Source organism: Microbispora sp. NPDC004025, assembly GCF_053604425.1.
The window spans coordinates 245,875-267,688 of record NZ_JBSGHN010000002.1 but is presented as its reverse complement, the minus strand read 5'-3'; the positions used below and the strand labels follow the sequence as shown (position 1 = coordinate 267,688).

At 72.7% G+C, this 21,814-nt stretch carries 15 protein-coding genes and 2 tRNA genes; 10 read left to right on the top strand and 7 right to left on the bottom strand.

What is annotated here, in order from left to right:
* Nucleotide 1 precedes the first annotated feature (1 nt).
* The gene (locus tag ACWEQG_RS05620; protein ID WP_452282019.1) at nt 2–2,413 is read left to right on the top strand and encodes a DUF4132 domain-containing protein; all 2,412 of its coding nucleotides are present in this window, start codon (nt 2–4) and stop codon (nt 2,411–2,413) included.
* A 62-nt stretch (nt 2,414–2,475) separates the two neighbouring features.
* The gene (gene ligD, locus ACWEQG_RS05615) at nt 2,476–3,657 is read left to right on the top strand and encodes a non-homologous end-joining DNA ligase (RefSeq protein WP_452282017.1); all 1,182 of its coding nucleotides are present in this window, start codon (nt 2,476–2,478) and stop codon (nt 3,655–3,657) included.
* An 18-nt stretch (nt 3,658–3,675) separates the two neighbouring features.
* Here the strand turns inward: ligD and ACWEQG_RS05610 are convergent, their stop codons facing one another.
* The 3 genes from ACWEQG_RS05610 to ACWEQG_RS05600 all read right to left on the bottom strand — a co-directional run bounded on the left by ACWEQG_RS05610 (nt 3,676) and on the right by ACWEQG_RS05600 (nt 10,315).
* A complete protein-coding gene (locus ACWEQG_RS05610; protein WP_452282015.1) occupies nt 3,676–6,132 on the bottom strand; it encodes a GMC oxidoreductase in 2,457 nt (818 codons plus the stop codon).
* Between the two features lie 23 nt (nt 6,133–6,155).
* Nucleotides 6,156–7,277 (bottom strand): alpha/beta fold hydrolase, encoded by a 1,122-nt coding sequence (locus ACWEQG_RS05605; protein ID WP_452282013.1) that lies wholly within the window; start codon nt 7,275–7,277, stop codon nt 6,156–6,158.
* A gap of 80 nt (nt 7,278–7,357) precedes the next feature.
* Nucleotides 7,358–10,315: a helix-turn-helix transcriptional regulator gene (locus ACWEQG_RS05600; protein ID WP_452282011.1), complete on the bottom strand. Its 2,958-nt coding sequence runs from the start codon at nt 10,313–10,315 to the stop codon at nt 7,358–7,360.
* Nucleotides 10,316–10,544: 229 nt separating this feature from the next.
* Between ACWEQG_RS05600 and ACWEQG_RS05595 the strand changes: the two genes are divergently transcribed.
* Nucleotides 10,545–13,028: a molybdopterin oxidoreductase family protein gene (locus ACWEQG_RS05595; protein ID WP_452282009.1), complete on the top strand. Its 2,484-nt coding sequence runs from the start codon at nt 10,545–10,547 to the stop codon at nt 13,026–13,028.
* 115 nt (nt 13,029–13,143) lie between these two features.
* Nucleotides 13,144–13,875: a hypothetical protein gene (locus ACWEQG_RS05590; protein ID WP_452282007.1), complete on the top strand. Its 732-nt coding sequence runs from the start codon at nt 13,144–13,146 to the stop codon at nt 13,873–13,875.
* 385 nt (nt 13,876–14,260) lie between these two features.
* Here ACWEQG_RS05590 and ACWEQG_RS05585 read toward each other — a convergent pair.
* Both ACWEQG_RS05585 and ACWEQG_RS05580 read right to left on the bottom strand, forming a co-directional pair.
* Nucleotides 14,261–14,335 (bottom strand) — tRNA-Val (locus ACWEQG_RS05585).
* Nucleotides 14,336–14,360: 25 nt separating this feature from the next.
* Nucleotides 14,361–14,432 (bottom strand) — tRNA-Gly (locus ACWEQG_RS05580).
* A 187-nt stretch (nt 14,433–14,619) separates the two neighbouring features.
* On the opposite strand from ACWEQG_RS05580, the gene ACWEQG_RS05575 reads away from it, so the two are divergent.
* The 6 genes from ACWEQG_RS05575 (at nt 14,620) to glmS (ending at nt 20,233) form a co-directional block, all read left to right on the top strand.
* The gene (locus tag ACWEQG_RS05575; RefSeq protein WP_452282005.1) at nt 14,620–15,183 is read left to right on the top strand and encodes a DJ-1/PfpI family protein; all 564 of its coding nucleotides are present in this window, start codon (nt 14,620–14,622) and stop codon (nt 15,181–15,183) included.
* Between the two features lie 161 nt (nt 15,184–15,344).
* Nucleotides 15,345–15,983, top strand: coding sequence for a class I SAM-dependent DNA methyltransferase (locus ACWEQG_RS05570; protein ID WP_452282003.1), 639 nt, complete (start codon nt 15,345–15,347; stop codon nt 15,981–15,983).
* Nucleotides 15,984–16,160: 177 nt separating this feature from the next.
* A complete protein-coding gene (locus ACWEQG_RS05565) occupies nt 16,161–16,997 on the top strand; it encodes a hypothetical protein (RefSeq protein WP_452282001.1) in 837 nt (278 codons plus the stop codon).
* A 336-nt stretch (nt 16,998–17,333) separates the two neighbouring features.
* Nucleotides 17,334–18,026, top strand: a complete 693-nt coding sequence (locus ACWEQG_RS05560; protein WP_452281999.1) for a hypothetical protein — start codon at nt 17,334–17,336, stop codon at nt 18,024–18,026.
* Nucleotides 18,027–18,131: 105 nt separating this feature from the next.
* Nucleotides 18,132–18,407 (top strand): hypothetical protein, encoded by a 276-nt coding sequence (locus ACWEQG_RS05555; RefSeq protein WP_363472692.1) that lies wholly within the window; start codon nt 18,132–18,134, stop codon nt 18,405–18,407.
* A gap of 8 nt (nt 18,408–18,415) precedes the next feature.
* Nucleotides 18,416–20,233 (top strand): glutamine--fructose-6-phosphate transaminase (isomerizing), encoded by a 1,818-nt coding sequence (glmS, locus tag ACWEQG_RS05550; protein ID WP_363472694.1) that lies wholly within the window; start codon nt 18,416–18,418, stop codon nt 20,231–20,233.
* A gap of 81 nt (nt 20,234–20,314) precedes the next feature.
* Here glmS and ACWEQG_RS05545 read toward each other — a convergent pair whose 3' ends face one another.
* Both ACWEQG_RS05545 and ACWEQG_RS05540 read right to left on the bottom strand, forming a co-directional pair.
* Entirely contained in the window at nt 20,315–20,941 is a 627-nt protein-coding gene (locus tag ACWEQG_RS05545) for a cysteine hydrolase family protein (RefSeq protein ID WP_452281997.1), read from the bottom strand.
* Nucleotides 20,942–20,951: 10 nt separating this feature from the next.
* Nucleotides 20,952–21,749, bottom strand: coding sequence for an AraC family ligand binding domain-containing protein (locus ACWEQG_RS05540; RefSeq protein ID WP_452281995.1), 798 nt, complete (start codon nt 21,747–21,749; stop codon nt 20,952–20,954).
* Between the last annotated feature and the right edge of the window lie 65 nt (nt 21,750–21,814).

Below are 21,814 nucleotides of genomic sequence, written 5' to 3'. Positions count from 1 at the left end.
CATGGACGCACGTGACCACCTGGACGAGGCGGCCGAGGGCGGGATCTACCAGCTCCTCGCGGCCTACAGCCGTGGAGAGCCCGTGTCCGGAGACGACCGGCGGCCGGATCACCGGCCCGCCGAACGCCCGGCGGAACCGGTCGTGGTCGTCGGCGGCACGCGGCTGTCGGCGCAGGGGAGACGCCTGTACGACCTGTTGACCGGCGCGACGGCGGACTTCTCGGAGTGGCCCCGCGCCACCGGGCTGAGCGCGGCCGAGCTGGGCGCCCTGATCCCCGCGGCGTACCGGGTCGTCAAGCGGGGCCACGGCGGCATGGCGGCGCGCTTCGCGGTGGAGAACGAGGCGAAGGAGCGCCAGCCGCTGTTCACCCCGGCGGCGTGCGCGGACCTGTTCGACGCTCTGGTGGACGGATTGGCGACCCGGAACTGGGCGGACCTGTGCGTCGGGGCCGGCGCGCTGGTCCGGTGCCCCGAAGGCGCCCCGATCGACCGGCTGGCCGGTCCGGCCCGCACCGTGGTGGAGTTCCTGCTGGGCAACGGGCGGCGGCTGGACGCGCCCTTCCCGCTGCTGGCGGCGGCCGGTCTGGCCGGGCTGGACGCGCAGGTGGCCGGGCGGCTCACCGCGGGGCGCGGGCCGCTGGCCGCGGCCGAGATGGAGCTGCTGCTCGGGTGGGGGGTGGAACGGCGGGCGCTGTTCGCCGAGACCGTGGGGGACCGCTCCTACAACGCCTCGCCGCCGTTGCCCGACGTCTGGGAACGGCTGGCCGCCGTCGCCGATTACGTCGACTTCGCCCGCGCCACCCTGGAGGCGGCCGAGGCCCGGGTCGCCGCGATCCACGCTGGGGAACTGCCGTACCAGGCCGACAAGGCGTTCGCCGGGGGCGAGAAGGAGACGATCGGGCGGGCCGTACGGCTGGCGCTCTTCCGCGACGAGCCCTGGCTGCCCGACCTGCTGGAACGGCTGGTGCGCGGCGTGGCGGTGGCGCCCTCGAAGGCCAGGACCCTCCCCTCGCAGGGGGTGCTGTTCGAGATCGCCCGCGCGACCGAGGACCACCCGACCCCGGAGGCCGTCGCGGCCCTGCGCGCCGCCAGGCAGGAGATCCGGCACGCGGGGGCGACCAAGCGGCTGGACCGCATGCTCAAGCGCGTCGAGCCGGCGCTGGCCGACCGGGTGGAGGTCGCCTTCCGGCTGCCCGACGGGCGGCTACGGCGGACGCTGGGCGAGCACACCGCGGTCATCTCCGTCGACGGCGAGGTCGAGCTGTCCTGGTGGCAGGGGGACAGGAAGCTCAAGTCGGTCCCCGCCGCCGTCAGACGGGAGCACCCCGACGAGGTCAAACGGCTCCGTCAGCTGGCCAAGCAGGTCCGCCGGCAGCAGGCGACGCTCGTCAGGGCACTGGAGACCGGGTACACCCACGAGGTCACGCCGCACTATCGCCGGCTGGAGGGGCACCCGATCGCGGACCGGCTCATCTGGGACTTCGAGGTGTCGCCGGGGGTGTGGCGCAGCGAGCTCGGGCTGCGCGTGCCGGACGTCCCCGTGCGGCTGTGGCACCCGGCCCGCGCCACGGCGGACGAGGTGCGCTCCTGGCGGGACCACCTGATCGAGACCGGCCTGCGCCAGCCGTTCAAGCAGGCGTTCCGCGAGGTGTATCCGCTGACTCCGGCCGAGGAGGCGACCGCTGTCCACTCCGACCGCTTCGCGGGGCACGTGACCCGCTATCACACGCTGTACGCGCTGTTCCAGCAGCGCGGCTGGCAGGCCGGCTACCTCGGGCCGTGGGACGGCGGCGGCGACGGGCAGGCGCGGCGGACGCTCGCCGGGGGACGCTGGCGGGCGACGCTCTTCCACGACTACCTCTGGGAGGAGGAGGGGTACGCCGCCCTCGGCCAGGTCCGCTTCCACCGCCTGGACGGGGACGGCTGGCGGGAGGCGCCGTTGACGCGGGTGCCGCCGCTCGTGTCCAGCGAGGCCATGCGGGACGTGGACCTGTTCGTCGCGGTGGCGTCGATCGCGGCCGACCCTGAGTGGACCGGCCGGGGCGGAAACGGGCTGCGCGAGTACTGGCACAGCCACGGCTTCGGGGACCTGTCGGAGACCGCGCGGGTGCGCCGCGACGCGCTCGCCCGGCTGCTGCCGCGTCTGGCGGTCGCGGAGCGCTGCTCGCTGACCGACCGTTTCCTGGTGGTCCGGGGCGACCTGCGAACCTACAAGATCCACCTGGGTTCGGGCAACGTCCTGATGGAGCCGGACGACGCCTATCTGTGCGTCGTCCCCCGGAGCTCCGGGAAACGGCTCTTCCTCCCCTTCGAGGAGGACGGGACGCTGTCGGTCATCGTGTCCAAGGCCCTCCTGCTGGCCGCCGACACGCGGATCACCGACCCGTCCATCATCCGGCAGATCGGGCGGTGACCCGGGCCGTGATCCGGGTGGTGATCCGGGCCGGGGCCGGCGCCGCGACGTAGTGTGGCGGCATGACGCTGGAGCTCGACGGCAGGATCGTGAGAATCACGAATCCGGACCGCGTGGTCTTCCCGCGGACCGGGCACACGAAGCTCGATCTGATCTCCTACTACCGGGTGGTCGCCGAGGGAGCGGTGCGCGGCGTGGCCGACCGGCCGGTGATACTGAAGCGCTTCGTGCACGGCGTCGACAAGGAGGCGTTCTTCCAGAAGCGCGCGCCCGCCAAGCGCCCGGAGTGGGTCGAGGTCGTCGAGCTGAGCTACCCCTCCGGCCGCACTGCGGACGAGGTGGTGATCCGCGATCTCGCCTGCCTGCTGTGGACCGTGAACCTGGGCTGCGTCGACCTCAACCCCCATCCCGTACGGGCCGAGGATCTCGACCACCCGGACGAGCTGCGGATCGACCTCGACCCCGTGCCCGGCGTCGGCTGGGAGCAGATCGTCCGGGTCGCCCTGGTCGCCCGCGACGTGCTGGAGGAGCATGGTCTGACCGCCTGGCCCAAGACGTCCGGCTCGCGCGGGTTCCATGTCTACGCCCGCATCGAGCCGCAGTGGACCTTCCGCGAGGTACGGCGGGCCGCCGAGGCGGTGGCCAGGGAGGTCGAACGCCGGGAGCCGGACGTCGCCACCAGCCGGTGGTGGAAGGAGGAACGGCAGGGCGTCTTCGTGGACTACAACCAGAACGCCCGCGACCACACCGTCGCCTCCGCCTACTCCGTGCGGCCGACCGGTCTCGTCTCGGCCCCGCTGACCTGGGACGAGGTGCCCGGGTGCCGGCCGGAGGACTTCACGCTCGCGTCGATGCCCGACCGCTACGCCGAAGTGGGCGACCCGTGGGCCGGGATGGACGAGCGGGCCGGCTCCCTGGACGCGCTGCTCGATCTGGCCGAGGCCCAGGGCCCGCGACCGGACAGGCCTGCGGCCCCGTCCGGGCAGGGGCGGCGACAGCCGGTCATGCCGCTCGTCGAGATCGCCAGGGCGGCCACGCGCGAGGAGGCGATGGCCGGGCTCGAGCGGTGGAAGGCCCGCCACCCCGAGGTGGCCCGGCTCCTGCGGCCGGCCGACGTCCTGGTCGACTCCATGCGGGGGCGCAGCTCCGTGTGGACGAGGATCCGGGTCAACCTCCGGCACGTCCCGGAGCCCGACCGGCCCGGCCAGGAACCGCTGGAGGTCGACTACGACCCCTGGGGCTAGGTCATGTCTCCCTAGCGATCAGCCCGGGCCGTAGACCTCCCACAGCTCGCCGAGGAAGAACCGGCAGAAGCGGGCCACGGCCGTCGCACCGTCCGGGCCTGCCGTACGGAAGGTCGTGAGCATCCGCACGAGGTCGGACGGCAGGATGCGCAGCGTCCCGGCGGCGACCACGGCCGCCCGCTCGTCCCCGTCCTCCTCGACGTGTCCCTCCAGCAGGCGGGTGTGCAGGGTGGAGGTGTCCAGCCACAGGCGGGTCGGCGCGCCCGGCTGGATCTCCTTGCGCCCGGCCAGCGTGCGGGCGCGGCCGTCGGCGTCGTAGAAGTGCAGGCGGTAGCGCATGCACCGCTGCCCGGCCGTCTCCCCGGGGACGAACAGGTTGAACGATCCCCGGGCGAGGGGCCGCCTGCCTCCGCACAGGTCGGCCTCGATCCAGCCCTCCGCCCTGGCCTCGTGCCCGGGCTCGGCGAGGAACCGCTCGATGTCGTCGATCGTGATCGTGAGGCGGAAGGCGAACGGGAAGCCCCCGGCCGCACTTCCACGGGCCGCACTCCCACGGGCCGCGCGGCCGGGCGGGCCGGGCAGCAGGAGCCCCCGCATCTCCTCCACGAACCACAGCGAGGTGCGGCCCTCGAACACGCTCGGCTCGTCCTGCGGGCCCGCCGCGAAGGCACGCGGGCTGTCCGCGGCGGCGGCCGGCGCTTCGGGGGCAGGCGCTTCGGTGCCGTCCGCCGCCGGCCGGGCCGCCGCCCCCACCGGCACGGCCTCCGCCTCGATCGGGGACAGCTTCGTCACGGACGCGGTGACGGACGCGCGGGTCTCCAGGATCCGGGAGCACATGCGGTCGGCGAGCGCGGCGATCGTCAGCGACGGGTTGGCGCCGACCGGCCCGGGAAGGGCCGCGCCGTCCGCGACGTACAGCCCGGGGAACCCGAAGACCTCCCCGTACGCGTCGCACACCCCCTCGCCCGGATGGAGGCCCATCGGCGCGCCGCCCAGCGGATGCACGGTCATGACCCGTTTGCGCCACCACGGCGGGCTGTCGGCGTACTCCGCGCCGAGCACGTCGCCGATCCTGCGCATGATGGCACGCACCCGGTCGAAGTAGTCCTCGCTCGTCTCGGCCGTCCACTCCACGTCGAGGCGGCCGTCACGCAGGCGCAGCCTCCCGTCGGGGACGTCGCGGCCCATGCCGAGCAGCGGCAGCGAGGTGCCCGACAGCTCGCCCCGGCCGATCAGGTCGGCGATCTCCGCCGACAGGTTGGTGTCGTGGGTGACGATGTTGCGCAGCCGCCGCAGCAGGAACCGCGCGACGCGGCCGGGCCCCATGGTCGCGCCCTCGGCCAGGTAGTCGACGAACTCGGGATAGCCGCCGTCCTCGATGTAGGCGCCGCGCCCGTCCGCGCCGTCGTCGAGCCGGATCGCGCTGGTGATGACCGGTCCGCGGCTCGCCCGGATGGGCCGGGTCCTGGTGCGGTCGGTGGCCCGCAGCAGGAACGCCAGCATGTCCCCGTTGCCGCAGAAGCGCGTGCCGAGGGCCGCGCTCAGGCCGGGGAAGGCCGCCCGGTTCTTCAGCAGCAGATGCGACGTGCCGTACGTGCCGGCGGCCAGGACGAGCCGGTCGCAGCTGATCGTGTGCGGCCCGGTCGACCGCGGCGGGGCGTCGCCGTCCTCGGCCGTGTCGTCCCCGCGCGGCATGTGCTCGACGTACTGCACGTCGTAGCCGCCGCCCACCCGCGGCCGGACGCGCCGCACCTCGTGCAGCGCGCGCAGGTCCGCGCCGTGGTGCCGGGCGGCCGACAGGTAGGTGTGGTCGAGGCTGTTCTTCGCGCCGTCGTTGCAGCCGATGTCGCACTCGCCGCACAACCGGCACGTACGGCGCGGCACGCCGTGCAGGTTGCCGTACGCCGCGGCGGCGACCGGCACACCCTGGCAGGGCTCCGCGTCCGGCGACGGCGCGAAGCTGACGGCCAGCGGCGGAAGCCGCCAGTCGAGCCCCAGCTCGGCCGCCGCGTCCCGCATCGCGAGAGTCTTCAGCGTGCCGTCGAAGCCGGGATGGCTGAGCGGGTACGGCGCCACGCCGATCATGCGCTCGACCGCGTCGTAGTGCGGATCGAGGTCGGCCCTGGTCACCGGCCACGACTCGTAGCCGCCGTCCGGCAGGGCCTGCTCGTGGACGAACCAGTCCTCGTCCTTGCGCAGCATGACGTTGGCGTAGATGAGCGAGCCGCCGCCGAGGCCGCTCGCCACCACCGAGTCGCAGTCGGAGAAGCTCCAGATGTCGTACATCCCGTACAGGCCCTCGGCCGGATCCCAGAAGGCCCGGCCGAGCTGTGCCGGGCCGCGCGGGAAGTCTCCCGGCGCGTACGCCCTGCCACGCTCCAGGACGACCACCGACAGCCCCGCCTCGGCGAGACGGTAGGCGGCGACCGCGCCGCCGAAACCCGAACCGACCACGACCGCGTCGACGTGTTCCATGAATGAGGTCTCTCAGTGCCGCTTCAGCGACCGCTGTGTCGCTTCAGGAAGTCGAGGATGTGCGGGAAGACGTCCCGGTGCGCGTTCGCCCCGATCAGGGGGTCGATGTGCCCGTAACCGGGCAGGATCCGCAGCTCGTGCCGTCCCGGCGCCGCCTTGGACAGCACGCGGTGGCAGACGATGTTCGAGTCGGTGAAGACGTCGTTGCGGTCGCCGGTGAGGAACAGGATCGGCGTGTCGACGTCGGCCGCGTTGACCAGGTAGTCGTCGGGCAGCGCGGCGTAGCGCGGATCGCCGGTGTCGGACTTCACCGCCCGCCCGGCCGCCACCATCTTCCGCACGTGCCGGTAGTAGTGCAGGTCGCAGGCGCCGTTGAGGTCGGCGAGCCGCTCGTGCACGTGCGTTCTCCGCGCGAGGTTGCGGTGGCGGTACATCGCGGGCCTGCCGCTGCCCCACATGAAGCTCTGCATGTGGCAGGCGGCCTCCCGGCATTCGGGATGGAGGAAGGAGACGGCGCGGGCCAGCAGCCACCGCCGCGTCAGCGGAGGCGCGTCCCTGAACCGGGGGTCCAGGTACGACAGGCCCGTGCCGTACTCCAGCAGCACCGGACCGAGGGTGAGCTTGAGCCGGGCCCAGGGGTGGACCCTGGGCGTCAGTGCGACGCTGTTGGCGACCACACCGGCGATCCCGCTCACGGCCCCGGAGAACAGGCTCATATGGAAGGTCACCGACCCCAGGCAGTGGGCCACCACGTGGATCCGCCGCGCCCCCACGTGGCGGCGGATCTCGCGCAGTGCTGCCGGGTGGTCGTACTGGGCGATGTCGTCCAGCGTGTCCCTGCGGGTCTCCATGGCGTACGGAAACCTGCTGCTCATCCGGAAGTCCAGCGCCCACACGTCGCCGAACCCGCTGTCGTGCAGGAACCTGACCAGGTTCGTGTGCTCCGGCATCACGAACATGTCGCTCGACGAGGTCAGGCCGTGCACGAGCAGCACGACGTCGTCCGGCGCCCCCTGCGCCCGCGCGTCGTCCCGGCGGAACCGGGTGAGCTGTAACCCCAGTCCGTCCTCGGTGGCGAACGGATGGACCGTGACCTCGGCGTTCCCCACGCCGTCGAGCGTGAACCGGGGTATGCGGTGTCCCATGCGATCGCCTTTCTGCCGGGGATACGATCGCAGGCCGCCCCGTACCGGCGGCATCGTGGAAAACCCGTACTTGTCGGGAATCACCGTTTGAGCGCGGTCGCCACGCCGACCCGGGAGGTGACCTCCAGCTTGGCGAAGATCCGCGACAGGTGCGTCTCCACCGTACGGACGCTGAGGAAGAGCCGCTCGGCGACCTGCTGGTTGGTCAGCCCCTCGGCGACGAGCAGCGCCACCTCCAGCTCCCGGGGCGACAGCCCGAACCGGGGGGCGTCCCCGCCCGCGGCGGTGGTCGCGCCGCCGCCCACCCGTACGCCGAGGCGGCGAAGCTCCCGCTCGGTGCGCGCCTTGAGCGCGCGGGCGCCGCAGGAGTCGAAGATCTCGGCCGCCGCCCGCAGGTGCTCCCGGGCACGGGCGCGGCCGTCCGGCGTCCCGAGGCGCGCGAGCCCGGCGGTGAGCAGCGCCCGGCCCGCGTCGAGCCGCCGCTCGCCCGTGCCCAGCTGGGCGGCCGCCTCCTCGGCGGCCGCGGCCGCCGCGCCCGGGTCCCGGCGCGACAGCGCGTGCGCGCGGGCGAGCGCGGCGAAACCGCAGTACGCCGGCAGACGCGGGTCCTCCAGCCGCGCGGCGAGCGCCGCCCAGCGCGCCGCGCCCGCGGACGCGTCCGCGGGCGTCTCCGTGCCCGTCCCTGCGCCCGTCCCCGCGCCCGTTCCAGTGCTCGTTCCAGTGCTCAGGGAGGCGTCCGCGTAGGCGAGCGTCTCGCACGCCTGGAGCAGCGTCCCCGGGTCCAGGCGCGGCGACTCGAACCGGTTGCACGCGTCCAGCACCGCCTCGACGCCCTCGGCGTACCTGCCCGCGTTGACCAGGGCCTGCCCGCGCGCGTAGCGGGCCGTGGCCTCCCACGTCTCGCCCGCCCCGACACCGCGGTGCACGGCCTCCTCGCCGGCCCGCAGCGCCGCGTCGTCGTCGCCGCTCCACGACTCGACCAGGCAGACCTGGGTGAGCGCGAAGACGAGCTGCTGGCCGGAGTCGAGCAGCCGCGCGCCCTCGACGGACTCCTCGGCGGTGGCCGCGGCCTCCGCCAGGCGGCCCATCGCCACCAGCGTCTTGGCCCGGCCCGCCAGGAGGTTGGTCAGGATGTAGCTCTGGCCGGTCGACCGGGCCACGGCCGCCGCCCGGTCGAAGTGCCGCAGCGCCTCGCCGTACCGGCCGAGGTGGGACTCGGCCCAGCACAGCCAGGCGATGGCGTCCAGCCATTCGGACAGGTGCTCGTCCGGCGCGTCCGCGAGCAGCTTGCCGGCGATCTCGGCGTAGCGCAGCGCGTCGTCCGTACGGCCGGCGGCCAGGGCGGGCATCGGGCGCAGCGCCGCGACCGCGACCGCGAGACCGGGCTCCCAGTCGTCGGCGTTGTCGGGCATCAGGTCGAGCACGGCCTGCGCGGCCCGGAAGTCCACCCGCATCATGCTCTCGGCGACCAGGCGCATCCGCATCGGCACGGCGGCGGCCGCCCGCGGGTTCGGCATGCGGCTCAGCTCGTCGAGCAGCAGCGCCCGCGCCTCGTGCGGGCGGTCCAGCTGGCGCTCCATCAGCGCGCAGACGCGGGCCGCCCGGCCCCGGCGGGGATAGTCGTCCTCGGGCAGCATGCGCAGCAGCTCGCGGGCGGTGTCGCGGCCCTCGGCCAGCCTGCCGCTGATGCCCTGCGCCCAGCTCAGCTCCATCATCAGGGCGAGCCGGCCCTCCCGGGCGGCGGCGTCGTCCGGCATGAGCCGCAGCGCCGCCTGCAGCCAGTGCGCCGAGGCGGCCGGCGCGTGCGCGGTGACCGCGCGGGCCGCCGCCACCAGCACCTCCGCCGCCCGCTGGTCGCCGAACGACCCGGAGTGCTCGACGTGGTGGGCCTGCACGGTCGCGGGAGCCCCCAGCTCCGCCAGGTGGGCCGCGATCCGCGCGTGCGCGCCCAGGCGCCAGCCCGCCGCGGCGGACTCGTAGACCGCGCGGCGCACGAGGGGGTGGCGGAAGCGGAACCGCCCGCCCGCGCTGCGGACGATGTCACGCTCGACCAGCTCGTCCAGCGCGGCGAGCATGCCCTCCGGCGGCACCTCGGCGGCCACGGCGGCGATGGCGGGCTCGAACTCGTCGGCGGCCACGGCGGCCGCCTGGGCCACCAGCAGCGCCCCGGGGGACAGGTCGCCCAGCTCGACCTGGAGCGCCGCGAGCATGGTCGGCGGCAGCTCGGCGACGTCGGTGCCGCCCATCCGGGCCAGGGCCTCGAGGTAGAACGGGTTGCCGCCGCTGGCCTCGTACAGCGCCGTGCCCCGCCCCCGGCTCACGCCGGGACCGAGGAACTGCCGGACCTCGGCCGCGCTGAGCGGGCCGACCGCGACCTCGTGCCCGCGCGGCCCCGCCGCCGCGGCGAGTCTGGCGACGCGCGGGGCGGCCTGGGCCGGACGGTAGGCCACGGCCATCAGCACCGGCCCGGCGGGCGGGTGGCGCACGACGTGGTCGAGGAACTCCATCGTGCCGTCGTCGGCCCAGTGGACGTCGTCGAGGACCAGCAGCAGGCCGGAGGGCCCGGCCAGCGCGCCCACGAGGTGGCGTACGGCCCGGTAGAGCCGGTAGCGGGCCAGGCCGCTGCGGTCGTCGGACAGGGCCGGTTCGTCCCCCGCCGGGCCGCCGCCGGAGGCCAGCCCGGGGAAGACGCCGGACAGCAGAGCGGCCTGCCCGGTCCCCACGGCCCGGGTGACCTCGTCGCGGCGGGCGTCGAGGTGGTCGTCGAGCGCGTCAACCAGGGCGCTGTAGGGCAGCATCTGCTCGTATTCCGCGGCGCGTCCCCACAACGGGGTGAAGCCGTCCCGGCCCGCCATCGCCATCAGCTCGCCGAGCAGCCGCGTCTTGCCCGCGCCCGGCTCGCCGACCAGCGCGAGGAACTGGAACCCGTCCCGCCGGCTCGCGGCCATCGCGCCTCTCAGCGCGGCCAGCGCGTCCCGTCGTCCGACGAGCGGCGCGGCAGTGCCCGAGACGACCGGCCCGGCCGCGCGTCCATCCATCCGCACCCCACACGCGAATACGCGGGCCGCCCCTCACCAGCCGCGCACACAACTCCCAGTAAATGCACTTTACAGATCAACAGAGCGTACAGGGGTGGCAGCTCGGCATTAACCCCTTCTGGAAAGTATTCGAAAAGGAACCGGTCAGTTCGGGCGATTCCGGGATCAGGGGAGCATGGCACCGGGTACGGGACGCCTCGTTCACACATCGCCACCGCGGAGGTGCCAGGTGCTGGACCGGATCGCCGATCCCAGGGGGCGGCGCACGCCGTACGGACCTCCCGACGCGGTGGAGCGGCTGGCGGCGGCCCTGCCGAGCCACATGCGCGACGCGCTCCCTTCGGTCATCCGTCTCGGCAGCCCCTGGCCGGTGCGCGTGGACGTGTTCCTGGAGGACGGCCTCACCGAGCAGCAGGTCGAGCGCTGGGCCCGCGCCGTGTCGGCGGCGGGCTGGGGCGACAACGCCGTCGACCTGGCGGTGCGCGGCGGCCGGGTGGCCGGTGTACGCGGCCGGGCCGGCGACCGCGTCAACCACGGCAGGCTCGACCCCCGGGAGTGGCACGCCTGGCAGCCGCGCGCGGAACGCCTGACCCGCCCGCTGGTTCGTGAGGGCGGGGTACGCGAGGGCGGGCGGCTGGTCGAGGCCACGTGGGAGACCGCGATGGACCGCGTGGTCGCGAGGTCGAGGGAGCTGCTCGCCCGCCCCGGCGGCTGGGGCCGTCTCGCCTTCCACACGGGCACCCGGCTGTTCCTGGAGGAGCACTACACCCTCGCCGTCATCGGCAAGGCCGGGATCGGCACCCCGCACATGGACGGCGACACCCGCTGGGGTGCGGCGGCCGCCGCGGCCGCGCTCGCGGCGAGCTTCGGCGCCGACGGACAGCCCGGCTCCTACACCGACGTGGACCACTGCGACGCGCTCGCGCTGTGGGGGCACGACTGCGCCGCCTCCCATCCCGTGCTGTGGGAGCGGATGCTCGACCGGCGGCTCGGGCCCGGGCCGCCCGCCATGATCGTGGTCGGGCCCGAGGGAACGGCGGCCGCCGCGGAGGCCGACGTCCACCTCGCCGTACGTCCCGGCACCAACGTGGCGCTGCTCAACGGACTGCTGCACGAACTGATCGCGGGCGGCTGGCACGACGCGGCGTACGTCGCCGCGCACACCGTCGGCTTCGAGCACCTGTGGCGAACCGTCGAGGCCTACCCCGCGAAACGGGCGGCGGAGATCTGCGGGGTGCCGGTCGCGCTCATCGAGCAGGCAGCCGAGATCCTGGGCGCGGCCGAGCGGCTGGTGTCGACGGTGGGCCAGGACTTCCTGGGCTCCAACCAGGCGACCGCCGCGGCCTGCCAGGTCAACAACGTCCACCTGCTGCGCGGCATGCTCGGCCGCCCGGGGGCCGGGCTGTTCCAGCTCGGCGGGCCCGGGTGCGACGCGCTGGAGACGGGCTCGGCCGCGGACCTGCCCGGGCTGCGCAACTGGGCCGACACCGGGCACGTGCGCGAGCTGGCGGACCTGTGGAACGTCGATCCCGCCGTCATCCCGCACTGGGGGCCCGCGACGCACGCCGGACAGATCCTCAGGTACGCCGAGGAGGGGTCGCTCGGGCTGCTGTGGATCATCGCGTCCGATCCCGCGGCCACGATGCCCGGTCTCGACCGCGTCCTCGGTCGGGAGGACCTGTTCGTCGTCGTCCAGGATCCGTACCTGACCGAGACCGCGCGGCTTGCCGACGTGGTGCTTCCGGCGGCGGCCTGGGGCGAGAGGACCGGCACCGTCACCGGCGCCGACCGCACGGTGCACCTGTGCGAGAAGGCGGTCGAACCACCGGGGGAGGCCAGGACGGACCTCGCCATCCTGCTCGACTACGCGCGGCGGATGGACCTGCGCGACCGGGACGGCCGGCCGCTCGTGCACTGGACGGACGCCGAGTCGGCGTTCGAGGCGTGGAAGGCGTGCACCAGGGGCCGTCCGTGCGACCACACCGGGATCACCTACGAGCGGCTGCGGGCCGGCGGCATCCAGTGGCCCTGTGTGCCCTCCAGCTCCCACGGCGCCGAACGCCTGTACGCCGGAGGGCGCTTCGCCACCAGCCCGGGGCACTGCCAGACGTTCGGGGCCGACCTCGCCACGGGGGCCGAGTACGGCGAGGAGCGGTACCGCACCGGGGACCCCGGGGGACGGGCCTTCCTCCACGCCGCCGACTTCGAGCCGTCCCCCGAGGTCGCCGACGACGAGCACCCCCTGGTCCTCACCACCCGCCGGGCGCTGCGCCGCTTTCCCGCCCGCCTGGCGCGGCTCGGCGACGCCGTGCCCGAGCCGTGCCTGGAGGTCCACCCCGGCGACGCCGCGGTGCTCGGCGTCGAGGACGGCGACCTCGTCCGGGTCGAGTCGCCCCTGGGCGTGCTGGAGGCCGTCGCGCGCCTGTCGGGCGTACGCCCCGGAGCCGTGGTCCTGCTGCTCGACGGGCAGGGCGAGGCCGTGACGCGGGCGGCGGAGGAGCTCACGCAGACCGCCTGGGACGCGGTGTCCCGCCGGCCGCTGCACACGGCCGTGGCGGTCCGGCTGGTGAAGGCCGGGCGGCGCGGGGACGCCTCGCCGGAGGAGGGTCTGTGCGGCGCCGCCGCGCGCCTCGGCCGCGGTGTGACCGTGCGGCCCGAGGTGACGGCCGCAGCGGGAGGAGGGGAGGCGCCGGAACGGTACGAGGAGGTCTGACGTCCGCGTTCGCCGGAGATGAGGTGGGTCGGCCTACCGGAAGGAAGCGACGAGAGATGGTCCTTGCGCGCACACGTACCGCTGGGGGGGACGTGGCCCGCGGGTGGGGCGCTCCGTGAGCGAGCATCTGGCGCGCTACCTGGAGACGCTCTCCCGGACGCAGCACGAGCTGTCGTCGGGGTTCCGCGCCCTGCGGCGCGGCCATCCCCGTGAGCCCGACCTGTGCGGCGTCTGCGAGCGGCTGGCCGCGCAGTGCCGTGATCACGCCGAGCGGCTGAAGCCCTTCCTGCGACGATACCGTTCCGGCGGATCGCGCGATCCGCGCGCGATCGGGGCCGAGCCGAGGACGGCGGGGCTGAGACCGCCGGCCTTCGAGGCGCCGCGCCTGGAGACCGCGAGTTTCGACGCCGGGGCTCTCGACGCCGGGGGTTTCGACGCCGGGGGTTTCGACGCCGCGGCTCTGGAGACGGCCGATCTCCAGCGGGTCGTCCGCGCGGCCGCTGAACGGGAGCGGGCGGGCGTCGATGCCGCGGACCCCGGAACGGCACGTCGTGCGCGTGTGACACCGGGGCGGGGCGGCGGGGACGGCGGCGGCCTCGTGCTGCTGCGGGACCTGCACGGGCTGTATCTCCTCGCGACGGAGTGCGATCTGTCCTGGAGCGTGCTCGAACAGGCCGCCCGCGGGCTCAGGGACGACGATCTGCTCGACCTCACCCGCCACTGCGCCCCCGAGACGGCCGTCCACCTGCTGTGGCTGCGTACCCGGATGCGCGAGGCCGCACCGCAGGTGCTCGCCGTCCCGCGTTCGGAAAACGACGACAAAGTCCGTCATTTAGAAGAAATCTAGATCTGAGTCGTAAGATTTCCGAAGTAAATTGATTGTGCGCGTACGGGATAATTGGTAGAAGATTATCTCGGTGCTGGAACCGGCAGGGGAGCCGGCCGCGCCCATCGTGACACCGGTGCTCAATGGCGGGGGCCGTACCGGTGGCGGCGGAAAGGTTTCGTCCGGGAATCGGGCTGCCGTGATTTCGACGGTGGCGCCGGCCGTATGTCAGCGGCCGGCGCCGCCACAGGTGGAGGCGTCCACGGGGACGGAGAGGCGGCCGGTCCGCGGCGCCGTCTCCATCACCCGGTTTCCATCGCCCGGCCGGGCCGGATCACTTCGCGGCCTCAAGGGCCTGGAACGCCGAAGGCCGGATCCGCTGATTCCGGATCCGGCCTTCGAACCGTGGTGGACGATACTGGGATTGAACCAGTGACCTCTTCCGTGTCAGGGAAGCGCTCTCCCGCTGAGCTAATCGTCCGTGCCCGGATATGGTCCGGGCTCCGAGCGGAAGACGGGATTCGAACCCGCGACCCTCACCTTGGCAAGGTGATGCTCTACCACTGAGCCACTTCCGCAGCCATCGCTCGGGTTTCCCCGGCGACGCGTGAACAACTCTAGCGGATTCCCGGGGGTGCCGGTGCCAACCGGCCTCGATCCCGTACGCGGACGCGCGGCCGTGACCGAAGTGGGACGAGACGTTGACCTGCCGGGGAGGCCGCGCGCACGATGAGGCCGCGACCGTACGCAGGAGGGGGTTCCGCCATGGCGAAGGTGCTCATCATCACCGGTGACGCGGCCGAGGACCTGGAGGTGATGTATCCGTACCAGCGGCTCCTGGAGGAGGGCTACGAGGCGCACATCGCGGCGCCGTCCGCCAAGAAACTCCAGTTCGTGGTGCACGACTTCGTCGACGGCTTCGACACCTACACCGAGAAGCCCGGCCACACCTGGGCGGCCGACGCGGCCTTCGCCGACGTGGACCCGGACGAGTACGTCGCGCTGGTGATCCCGGGCGGGCGCGCCCCGGAGTACATCCGCGGCGACCGGGACGTCCAGGAGATCGTCCGCCACTTCGCCGACGCCGGAAAACCGATCGCCGCGCTGTGTCACGGGCCGCTGGTGCTCGCGGCGGCCGGGGTGCTCAAGGGCCGGGAGAGCAGCGCGTACCCCGCCTGCGCGCTCGACGTCGAGAACGGCGGCGGCACGTGGGTCGACAGCGAGGCCCACGTCGACCGGAACCTCGTGACCGGGCGGGCCTGGCCGGACCACCCGGCCTGGATGCGCGAGTTCATGAAGGTGCTGCGCGCCGCGGCCCCGGCGATCTGATCGCCGCACCGACCGGCCGAGGGGCGGATCAGGGCTCCTGACCGCCCCGGCCCGGCTCGCATCCCTCCGGCGCGGCCACCAGCGAGCGGTCGCCGGCGACCATCGGGGGCGAGCCGTTGATGATCCGCGGAGCGTGAGCCAAGGGACTAGAGTCGCCCGCCGTGACCGAATCCGTTTCCTACCTCACCGCGACGGCGGAGGCGTACGACGCCGTCGCCGACCTCTACGCCGAGCTCTTCCGGGACTCGCTCGGCGGCCTGCCGCTGGACCGCGCGATGCTCGCCGCGTTCGCCGAGTCCGTACGGACCACCGGTGCCGGGCCCGTGGCCGAACTCGGCTGCGGCCCCGGCTATGTGACCGCGCACCTGCGCGACCTGGGACTGGACGTCTTCGGCGTCGACCTGTCGCCCAGGATGATCGAGCTCGCCCGTGAGGCCTATCCCGATCTGCGCTTCGAGGTCGGGTCCATGGACGCGCTCGACCTCGCCGACGGCGAGCTGGGCGGCATCCTGTCCTGGTACTCGGTCATCCACACCCCGCCGCGGGAACTGCCGCCGTACTTCGCCGAGTTCCGCCGCGTACTGGCCCCCGGCGGCATCCTCCTGCTCGGCTTCTACGAAGCCGAGGGCGGTCCGGTGTCGGAGTTCGACCACAAGGCGGCGCCGGCGTATCGCTGGCCCATCGACGACCTCGCCGAACTGGCCCGCGAGGCGGGTTTCACCGAGATCGGACGGATGCTGCGCCGGCCTCTCGAAGGCGAGCGGTTCCGCCAGGGCCGTCTGCTGATGCGCCGGAAATAAAGGCCTTCGGCGCGACCGTAAATCCGAGCGTACGCGAAATGGGTTAGGGTCCCGCGGTGCCTGAGGTGTTCCGGATGGCCGGTGACGGAGGTGACCGTGCGAGTTCCAGCGATTACGGCGGCAGGAAAGGCCGCTGGGATCCCTGACCCGGCTCCTGCGCGTTTCCGGCGTTCGCGAGTGGCCGGACTGCTCGTTGTCGCGATATGCGTGGCGCTGGGCGGGGTCGCGGTGTGGTTCGTCTCGACGTCCGCCCGGCGCGCACACCGGATGCTGGCGGTCGTCGGGAACGCGACGCGTGTCGCCCATCCGGAGTATCGAGTGCGCCTGCAGCCTCCGGAGGGAATGTTCTCCCTCACCCTTCCTCTGTCCGTCGAGCGCCAGTCCTCCGGCAGTTCGAGTGGGAGGCAGGACGTGGTGGAGAACCCGCTGGGCGATCTCACGGTCGTGCCCTCGTTCCCCAGCACGGATTTGACGAGGTACCTGCGAGAATTCACCGGCGGCCAGGGGCCGGATCCGGCTGTGAAGAAGGCGGCGGAACGGGAGATCGGCGAGCTCGGGGACGCGATGTGGGCGACGGCCCTGGTGGAACTGGCGAAGCCTCTCGCGGAGCCGGACCTGATCGACGAGATGAAACCGTACGGGTTCGGCCCTCAAGGCTGGGACAAGTACTTCTTCATGTCACCGGCGGGTCCCGGGACCAAGCCGATCTTCTGGTCGACTCTGGACAGCTGTGCCGAACGCGGCCTGGACGGATGCGACGACCACTCCGCGACGAAGCAGTTTCAGCAGTGGGTCGGCCTGTTGACCGACGACGATCGCCCCAACCTGCGCAGACTCGGTCTTGATTCGGACGTCTTGCGCGAGGCCGCCGCGGACGGCCATGTGTACGGTTTCGTGGTCAACTGGATGACGAAGGAAGATCTGCTGGGTCTGCTCGCAAAGCCCGCGGTGCGCGACATCCGTGTCGTTGAGGCTGTACCGCGGTCATCGGGCCGGCGCAGCGCCGGGAATTGACAGGCAAGACGTTCACCTGCCGCGAGCTCGAATACGACCGGATTCTCCGGTCCGAGCGCGGCCGGGCCGGCTGCTCGCGGTCGAGAAGCGGCCCATATTCCCGGTCCACTGGGGAGGCGTCCACTGTGGCTGGAATGCAGCGGCGATAACCGTACTCCGGGCGCGTTCCGCATCGGCGGGTTGTGTGAGATGAATGAGCGGGTGCGAATACGAGAAAAGCGGACGCTGCTCGTCGGGCTGGCGGTGATGACGGTGATGACGGTGATGGGGGCCGGCGGATCCTCCGCGCGCTCGAATGACGGGCGCGCGGTCGCGGTCTGGAGAAACCTCCTTTCTGTGACCAATCCCGACTACCGCGTGATCCAATCCGGTGGAGCCGAGGGCTTCGGCTCTGCCGACGGTTGGACCACCATCGAACCCCGGCGGCCGTCGCCCTCCTCCGGCTCGGAATACGGGGGGTGGAGTACGCGGCTCGACGACGTCGAGGACGCCGCGCACGTCTCGATGAACCTGAGCGGGTGGAGCCTGACGGGCGCGCTCGTGAAGCTCGGCGCGGACCCGCTCCAGGATGAGGACGAAAGGCGGGAGGCGCGCCGTGTGCTGCGGTCGCTCGGCCCGTCCGTCAGGTCCGAGGTCGTCGTCGGGTTGCGCGAGCCGCTTTCCGAGCCCGAGGTGGTGAAGGTCGCCGGCAAGCCACCGGACGTGCTGCTGTTCTCCACCGGGCCGAACGGAAAGCCTCTCTCCTGGGACGGCTCCAGGTACTGCGACTCCCGGGGCTTCGACGCCTGGTGCTCGTCGGGCGCCGAGTCGTCGCTCACGAAGGAGTTCGAGACCTGGGTCTCTCTGCTCGGGCCGGGCGACGAGAAGTCGCTGACCGCCTTCGGACTGAACCTGGACGAGTTGAGAAGCCTCCCCGGCCGGGGCGCGCACGGCTTCGTCCTCAGCGGGTGGCCCACGGACCTGCTGCCCCTCGCCGACAATCCCCAAGTCATGTCGCTCAGGGTGGCCGACATCGCCGTGCGTGGGTGAGGGGAGGCCCGCAGCGCCGCGCCAAAATACTTCTGGACTGATCCTGCCCGAAAACGGGCAGGAAACTTGTTAGTCGGCGGCAGCACTGCGTTAGGGTCCTGCTCTGTGTCCACGACACGGCATCCCTTCGAGGATCTGATCGGCCACCTCACCCGGACCACGTCGCTGGGGCCGGGGGAGGCGGCCCGCGTGGTGGCCGACGTTCTGGCGTACTTCGGCGAGCCCGCGGAAGATTACGTGCGGCGCCGCCACGGCGAACTCAAGTCGAGGGGGCTGACCAACGACCAGATCTTCCCCAGAATCTCCGCCGAGCTCGCGGGAAGACGTGTCGCGGCACCGGAGCTGACCCTGCGCCAGCTCCGGCGGATCGTTTACGGATAGGAGCGGTTATGTGCGGAATCGTCGCTTATGTCGGGCCGAAGGATGCGGCGCCCATCCTGCTCGAAGGTCTCCAGCGGCTGGAGTACCGGGGCTACGACTCGGCCGGCCTCGCCGTCGTGAACGCCAAGAGCCTCAAGACGCGCAAGGTCAAGGGCCGGGTCGCCGACCTGGCGGCGGCGGTACCCGCCAAGTTCAAGGGCACGATCGGCATCGGGCACACCCGCTGGGCCACCCACGGCGCGCCGAGTGACGTGAACGCGCACCCGCACCTCGACCAGGAGCAGCGCATCGCCGTCGTGCACAACGGCATCATCGAGAACGCCGACGAGCTGCGCCGCCGCCTGGAGGGCGAGGGCGTGAAGTTCGAGAGCGAGACCGACAGCGAGGTGCTCTCGCAGCTCATCGGGCGGCTGGTCAAGGAGACCGAGTCGCTGCGTGAGGCCGTCCTGCGCGCGCTGAAGAGCGTGGTCGGCACGTACGGCATCGCCGTCATCGACGAGCAGCGCCCCGGCGAGATCGTGGTGGCCCGCAACGGCAGCCCGATCGTGCTCGGCCTCGGCGAGAAGGAGATGTTCGCCGCCTCCGACGTCGCCGCGCTCATCCGCTACACGCGCCAGGTCGTCCACCTGGAGGACGGCGAGCTGGCCGTCATCAAGGCCGACGGCTTCAACACGTTCACCAGTGACGCCAGGGAGACGGCCAAGGAGCCGTTCACCGTCGACTGGGACGCCGGGCACTACGACAACGGCGGCTACGAGCACTACCTGCTCAAGGAGATCTCCGAGCAGCCCGACACGGTCGCCCGCACGCTGCGCGGCCGCATCGACGACCGGTTCCACATCGCCCACCTCGGCGGCCTCAACATGGACGCCCGCGAGATCCGTTCCTTCCGCCGCGTGAAGATCATCGGCTGTGGGTCCGCGTACTACTCCGGGCAGATGGGCGCGCAGCTCATCGAGGAGCTGGCGCGCATCCCCGCCGACGCCGAGCCCGCCTCGGAGTTCCGCTACCGCAGCCCGGTCGTGGAGCCCGACACGCTGTACGTCGCGATCAGCCAGTCGGGTGAGACGTACGACACGCTCGTGGCGGTGCAGGAGCTCAAGCGCAAGGGCGGCCGGGTGCTCGGCATCGTCAACACCGTCGGCAGCGCCATCGCCCGGGAGACCGACGGCGGCATCTACCTGCACGCCGGCCCCGAGGTCTCGGTGGCCTCCACCAAGGCGTTCACCTCCACGGCCGTGGCGTTCGCGCTGCTCGCCCTGCACCTCGGCCGCGTACGGGACCTGTCGCCGGCCGACGGCCGCAGGATCTGCGAGGGCCTGCGCCGGCTGCCGGAGCAGATCAAGGAGATCCTCACGCTGGAGGACCGGATCAGGGAGCTGGCGAAGAAGTACGCCGACTCGCCGGGCATGATGTTCGTCGGCCGGGTGCGCGGCTACCCGGTGGCCCGCGAGGGCGCCCAGAAGCTCAAGGAGATCTCCTACGTCCACGCCGAGGCGTACCCGGCGAGCGAGCTCAAGCACGGTCCGCTCGCGCTGATCAGCCCCGAGCTGCCGACGGTCGCGATCGTCCCCGACGACGAGCTGCTGGACAAGAACCTCACCACGCTGGGCGAGATCCGGGCCCGGCACGGGCGCATCCTCATGGTCGGTCACCGCACCTCCGATGCGGCCGACGACTGCATCGTGGTGCCCAAGAACGAGGTCGAGCTCGACCCCATCCTGCTCACGATCCCGCTGCAGCTGTTCGCCTACCACGCCGCCGTCGCCCTCGGCCGAGACGTCGACCGCCCGCGCAACCTCGCCAAGAGTGTGACGGTCGAGTAGAACCCCTTCCTCCCGTACGGCTCGCGCCCGCCCGGCGCGGGCCGTACGGCGTCGGGGGCGCCCGGACCGGGGACTCGACGGTCAGGCCGGGGAAGCCACGCGCGACCGGGTGGCGGCGACGACCTCGCTCGTGTCCAGGCAGACGATGCCCATGCCGGTCATCTCGCGGTCCGCGTCGGCGGTCCAGCCGGACAGCGCGTCGCGGACGGCGACAGCGCGCAGGTCGCGTTCGGTGGCGTCGACGAGCGTGGAACGCGGGCAGTTCGGGTAGTTGCAGCCGGCGACCACCACCGTGCTCACGGCGCGTTCTGAGAGGTGTTCCAGCAGCCGGGTGCGGAAGAAAGCGCTCCAGCGGGGCTTGTACAGGATGTGCTCGTCCGGGCCGATCTCCTGCGCGTGTCCCGCCAGCAGCAGGTCCGGGTCGAGCTCGCTTCCGGGCGCCAGCCCGTCGGCGAGCTGGGAACCCGGCGAGTGCGGGTTGACCTTGCCGCGCAGCGTTCGCCGGCACAGGTCGGCGTTGCTGCCGTCGGGCAGATACAAGCGCACGATGTGCACGATGGGCCGCCCCGCCTGGCGGAACGCGTGCGCCAGGCGCCGGACCGCGGGCAGCGCCTCGGCGGTGCCCGCGATGTCGGCGACGAAGTCGCGTTGCAGGTCGATCGTGAGCAGGGCGCTGCGGGAGAACTCGGGGCTGGTGTGTTCGTTCACGCCGCAGACGTTAGGCGGGCGAGCCGTACCGGTCTTGTACGTCGTTACGCGCGAACCGGCCGGGGGTGGCCGCGAACGTGCGGCGGAAGTGGCGGTGCAGATGTGCCTGGTCGTAGAAGCCGCTCTCGGCGGCGGCGCGCGCGACGGTGTGCCCGGCGGTCAGGAGCTGCTGGGCACGGCGCAGGCGTAGCTGGAGCAGGTAGCCGTGCGGAGTGACGCCGGTTTCGCGGCGGAAGGCGCGCAGCAGCTGGAATCGGGGCAGGCCCGCCACATGAGCGAGCTCGTCCAGCGCCGGGGTGCGCAGAAGGTCGGCGGCCAGGTGCCGCTGCACCTTCGTCACGGGCGCCGGTGGCGTCGGAGCGATCCCGCGGCGTGTGTAGCGGGCGAGGATCTCGGTGCACAGCGCTTCGAATTCCTCCTGCGCGGCCAGGGAGTTCTGGTCCTGGCGGCGGTGCAGCCGGATCAGGCGGGCGGCCAGACGCGGGTCGTGCGGAGCCGGAACGGGAAAGGTGGGCCGGTGCCCGGCGAGTTCCGCCAGCAGCGCCGGCGGGAGGTAGAAGACCCGGTAGTCCCAGCCCTCGGCGACGCCGGGGCGGCCGGCGTGGATGGTGTCGGCGTCGAGTAGGAGCAGGCTGCCCGCGTGCGCGTGCTCGGTGGCGCCGCGGTAGCGCACGGCCTCCACCCCGCGCTCGATAGCCGCGACGGCGTACTCGCTGTGGCCGTGAGGGACGAAGCGATGCGTGCGGAAGGACGCTTTCACCAGCCGCATGTCGTCCCGGCCGTAACGATGCTCGACGACGTCCTCCATGACTGCCTTTGTAGCTGATCGCGCGATCGAGGGACCCGGGCGGGCCACCCGCACCGATCGCCGTA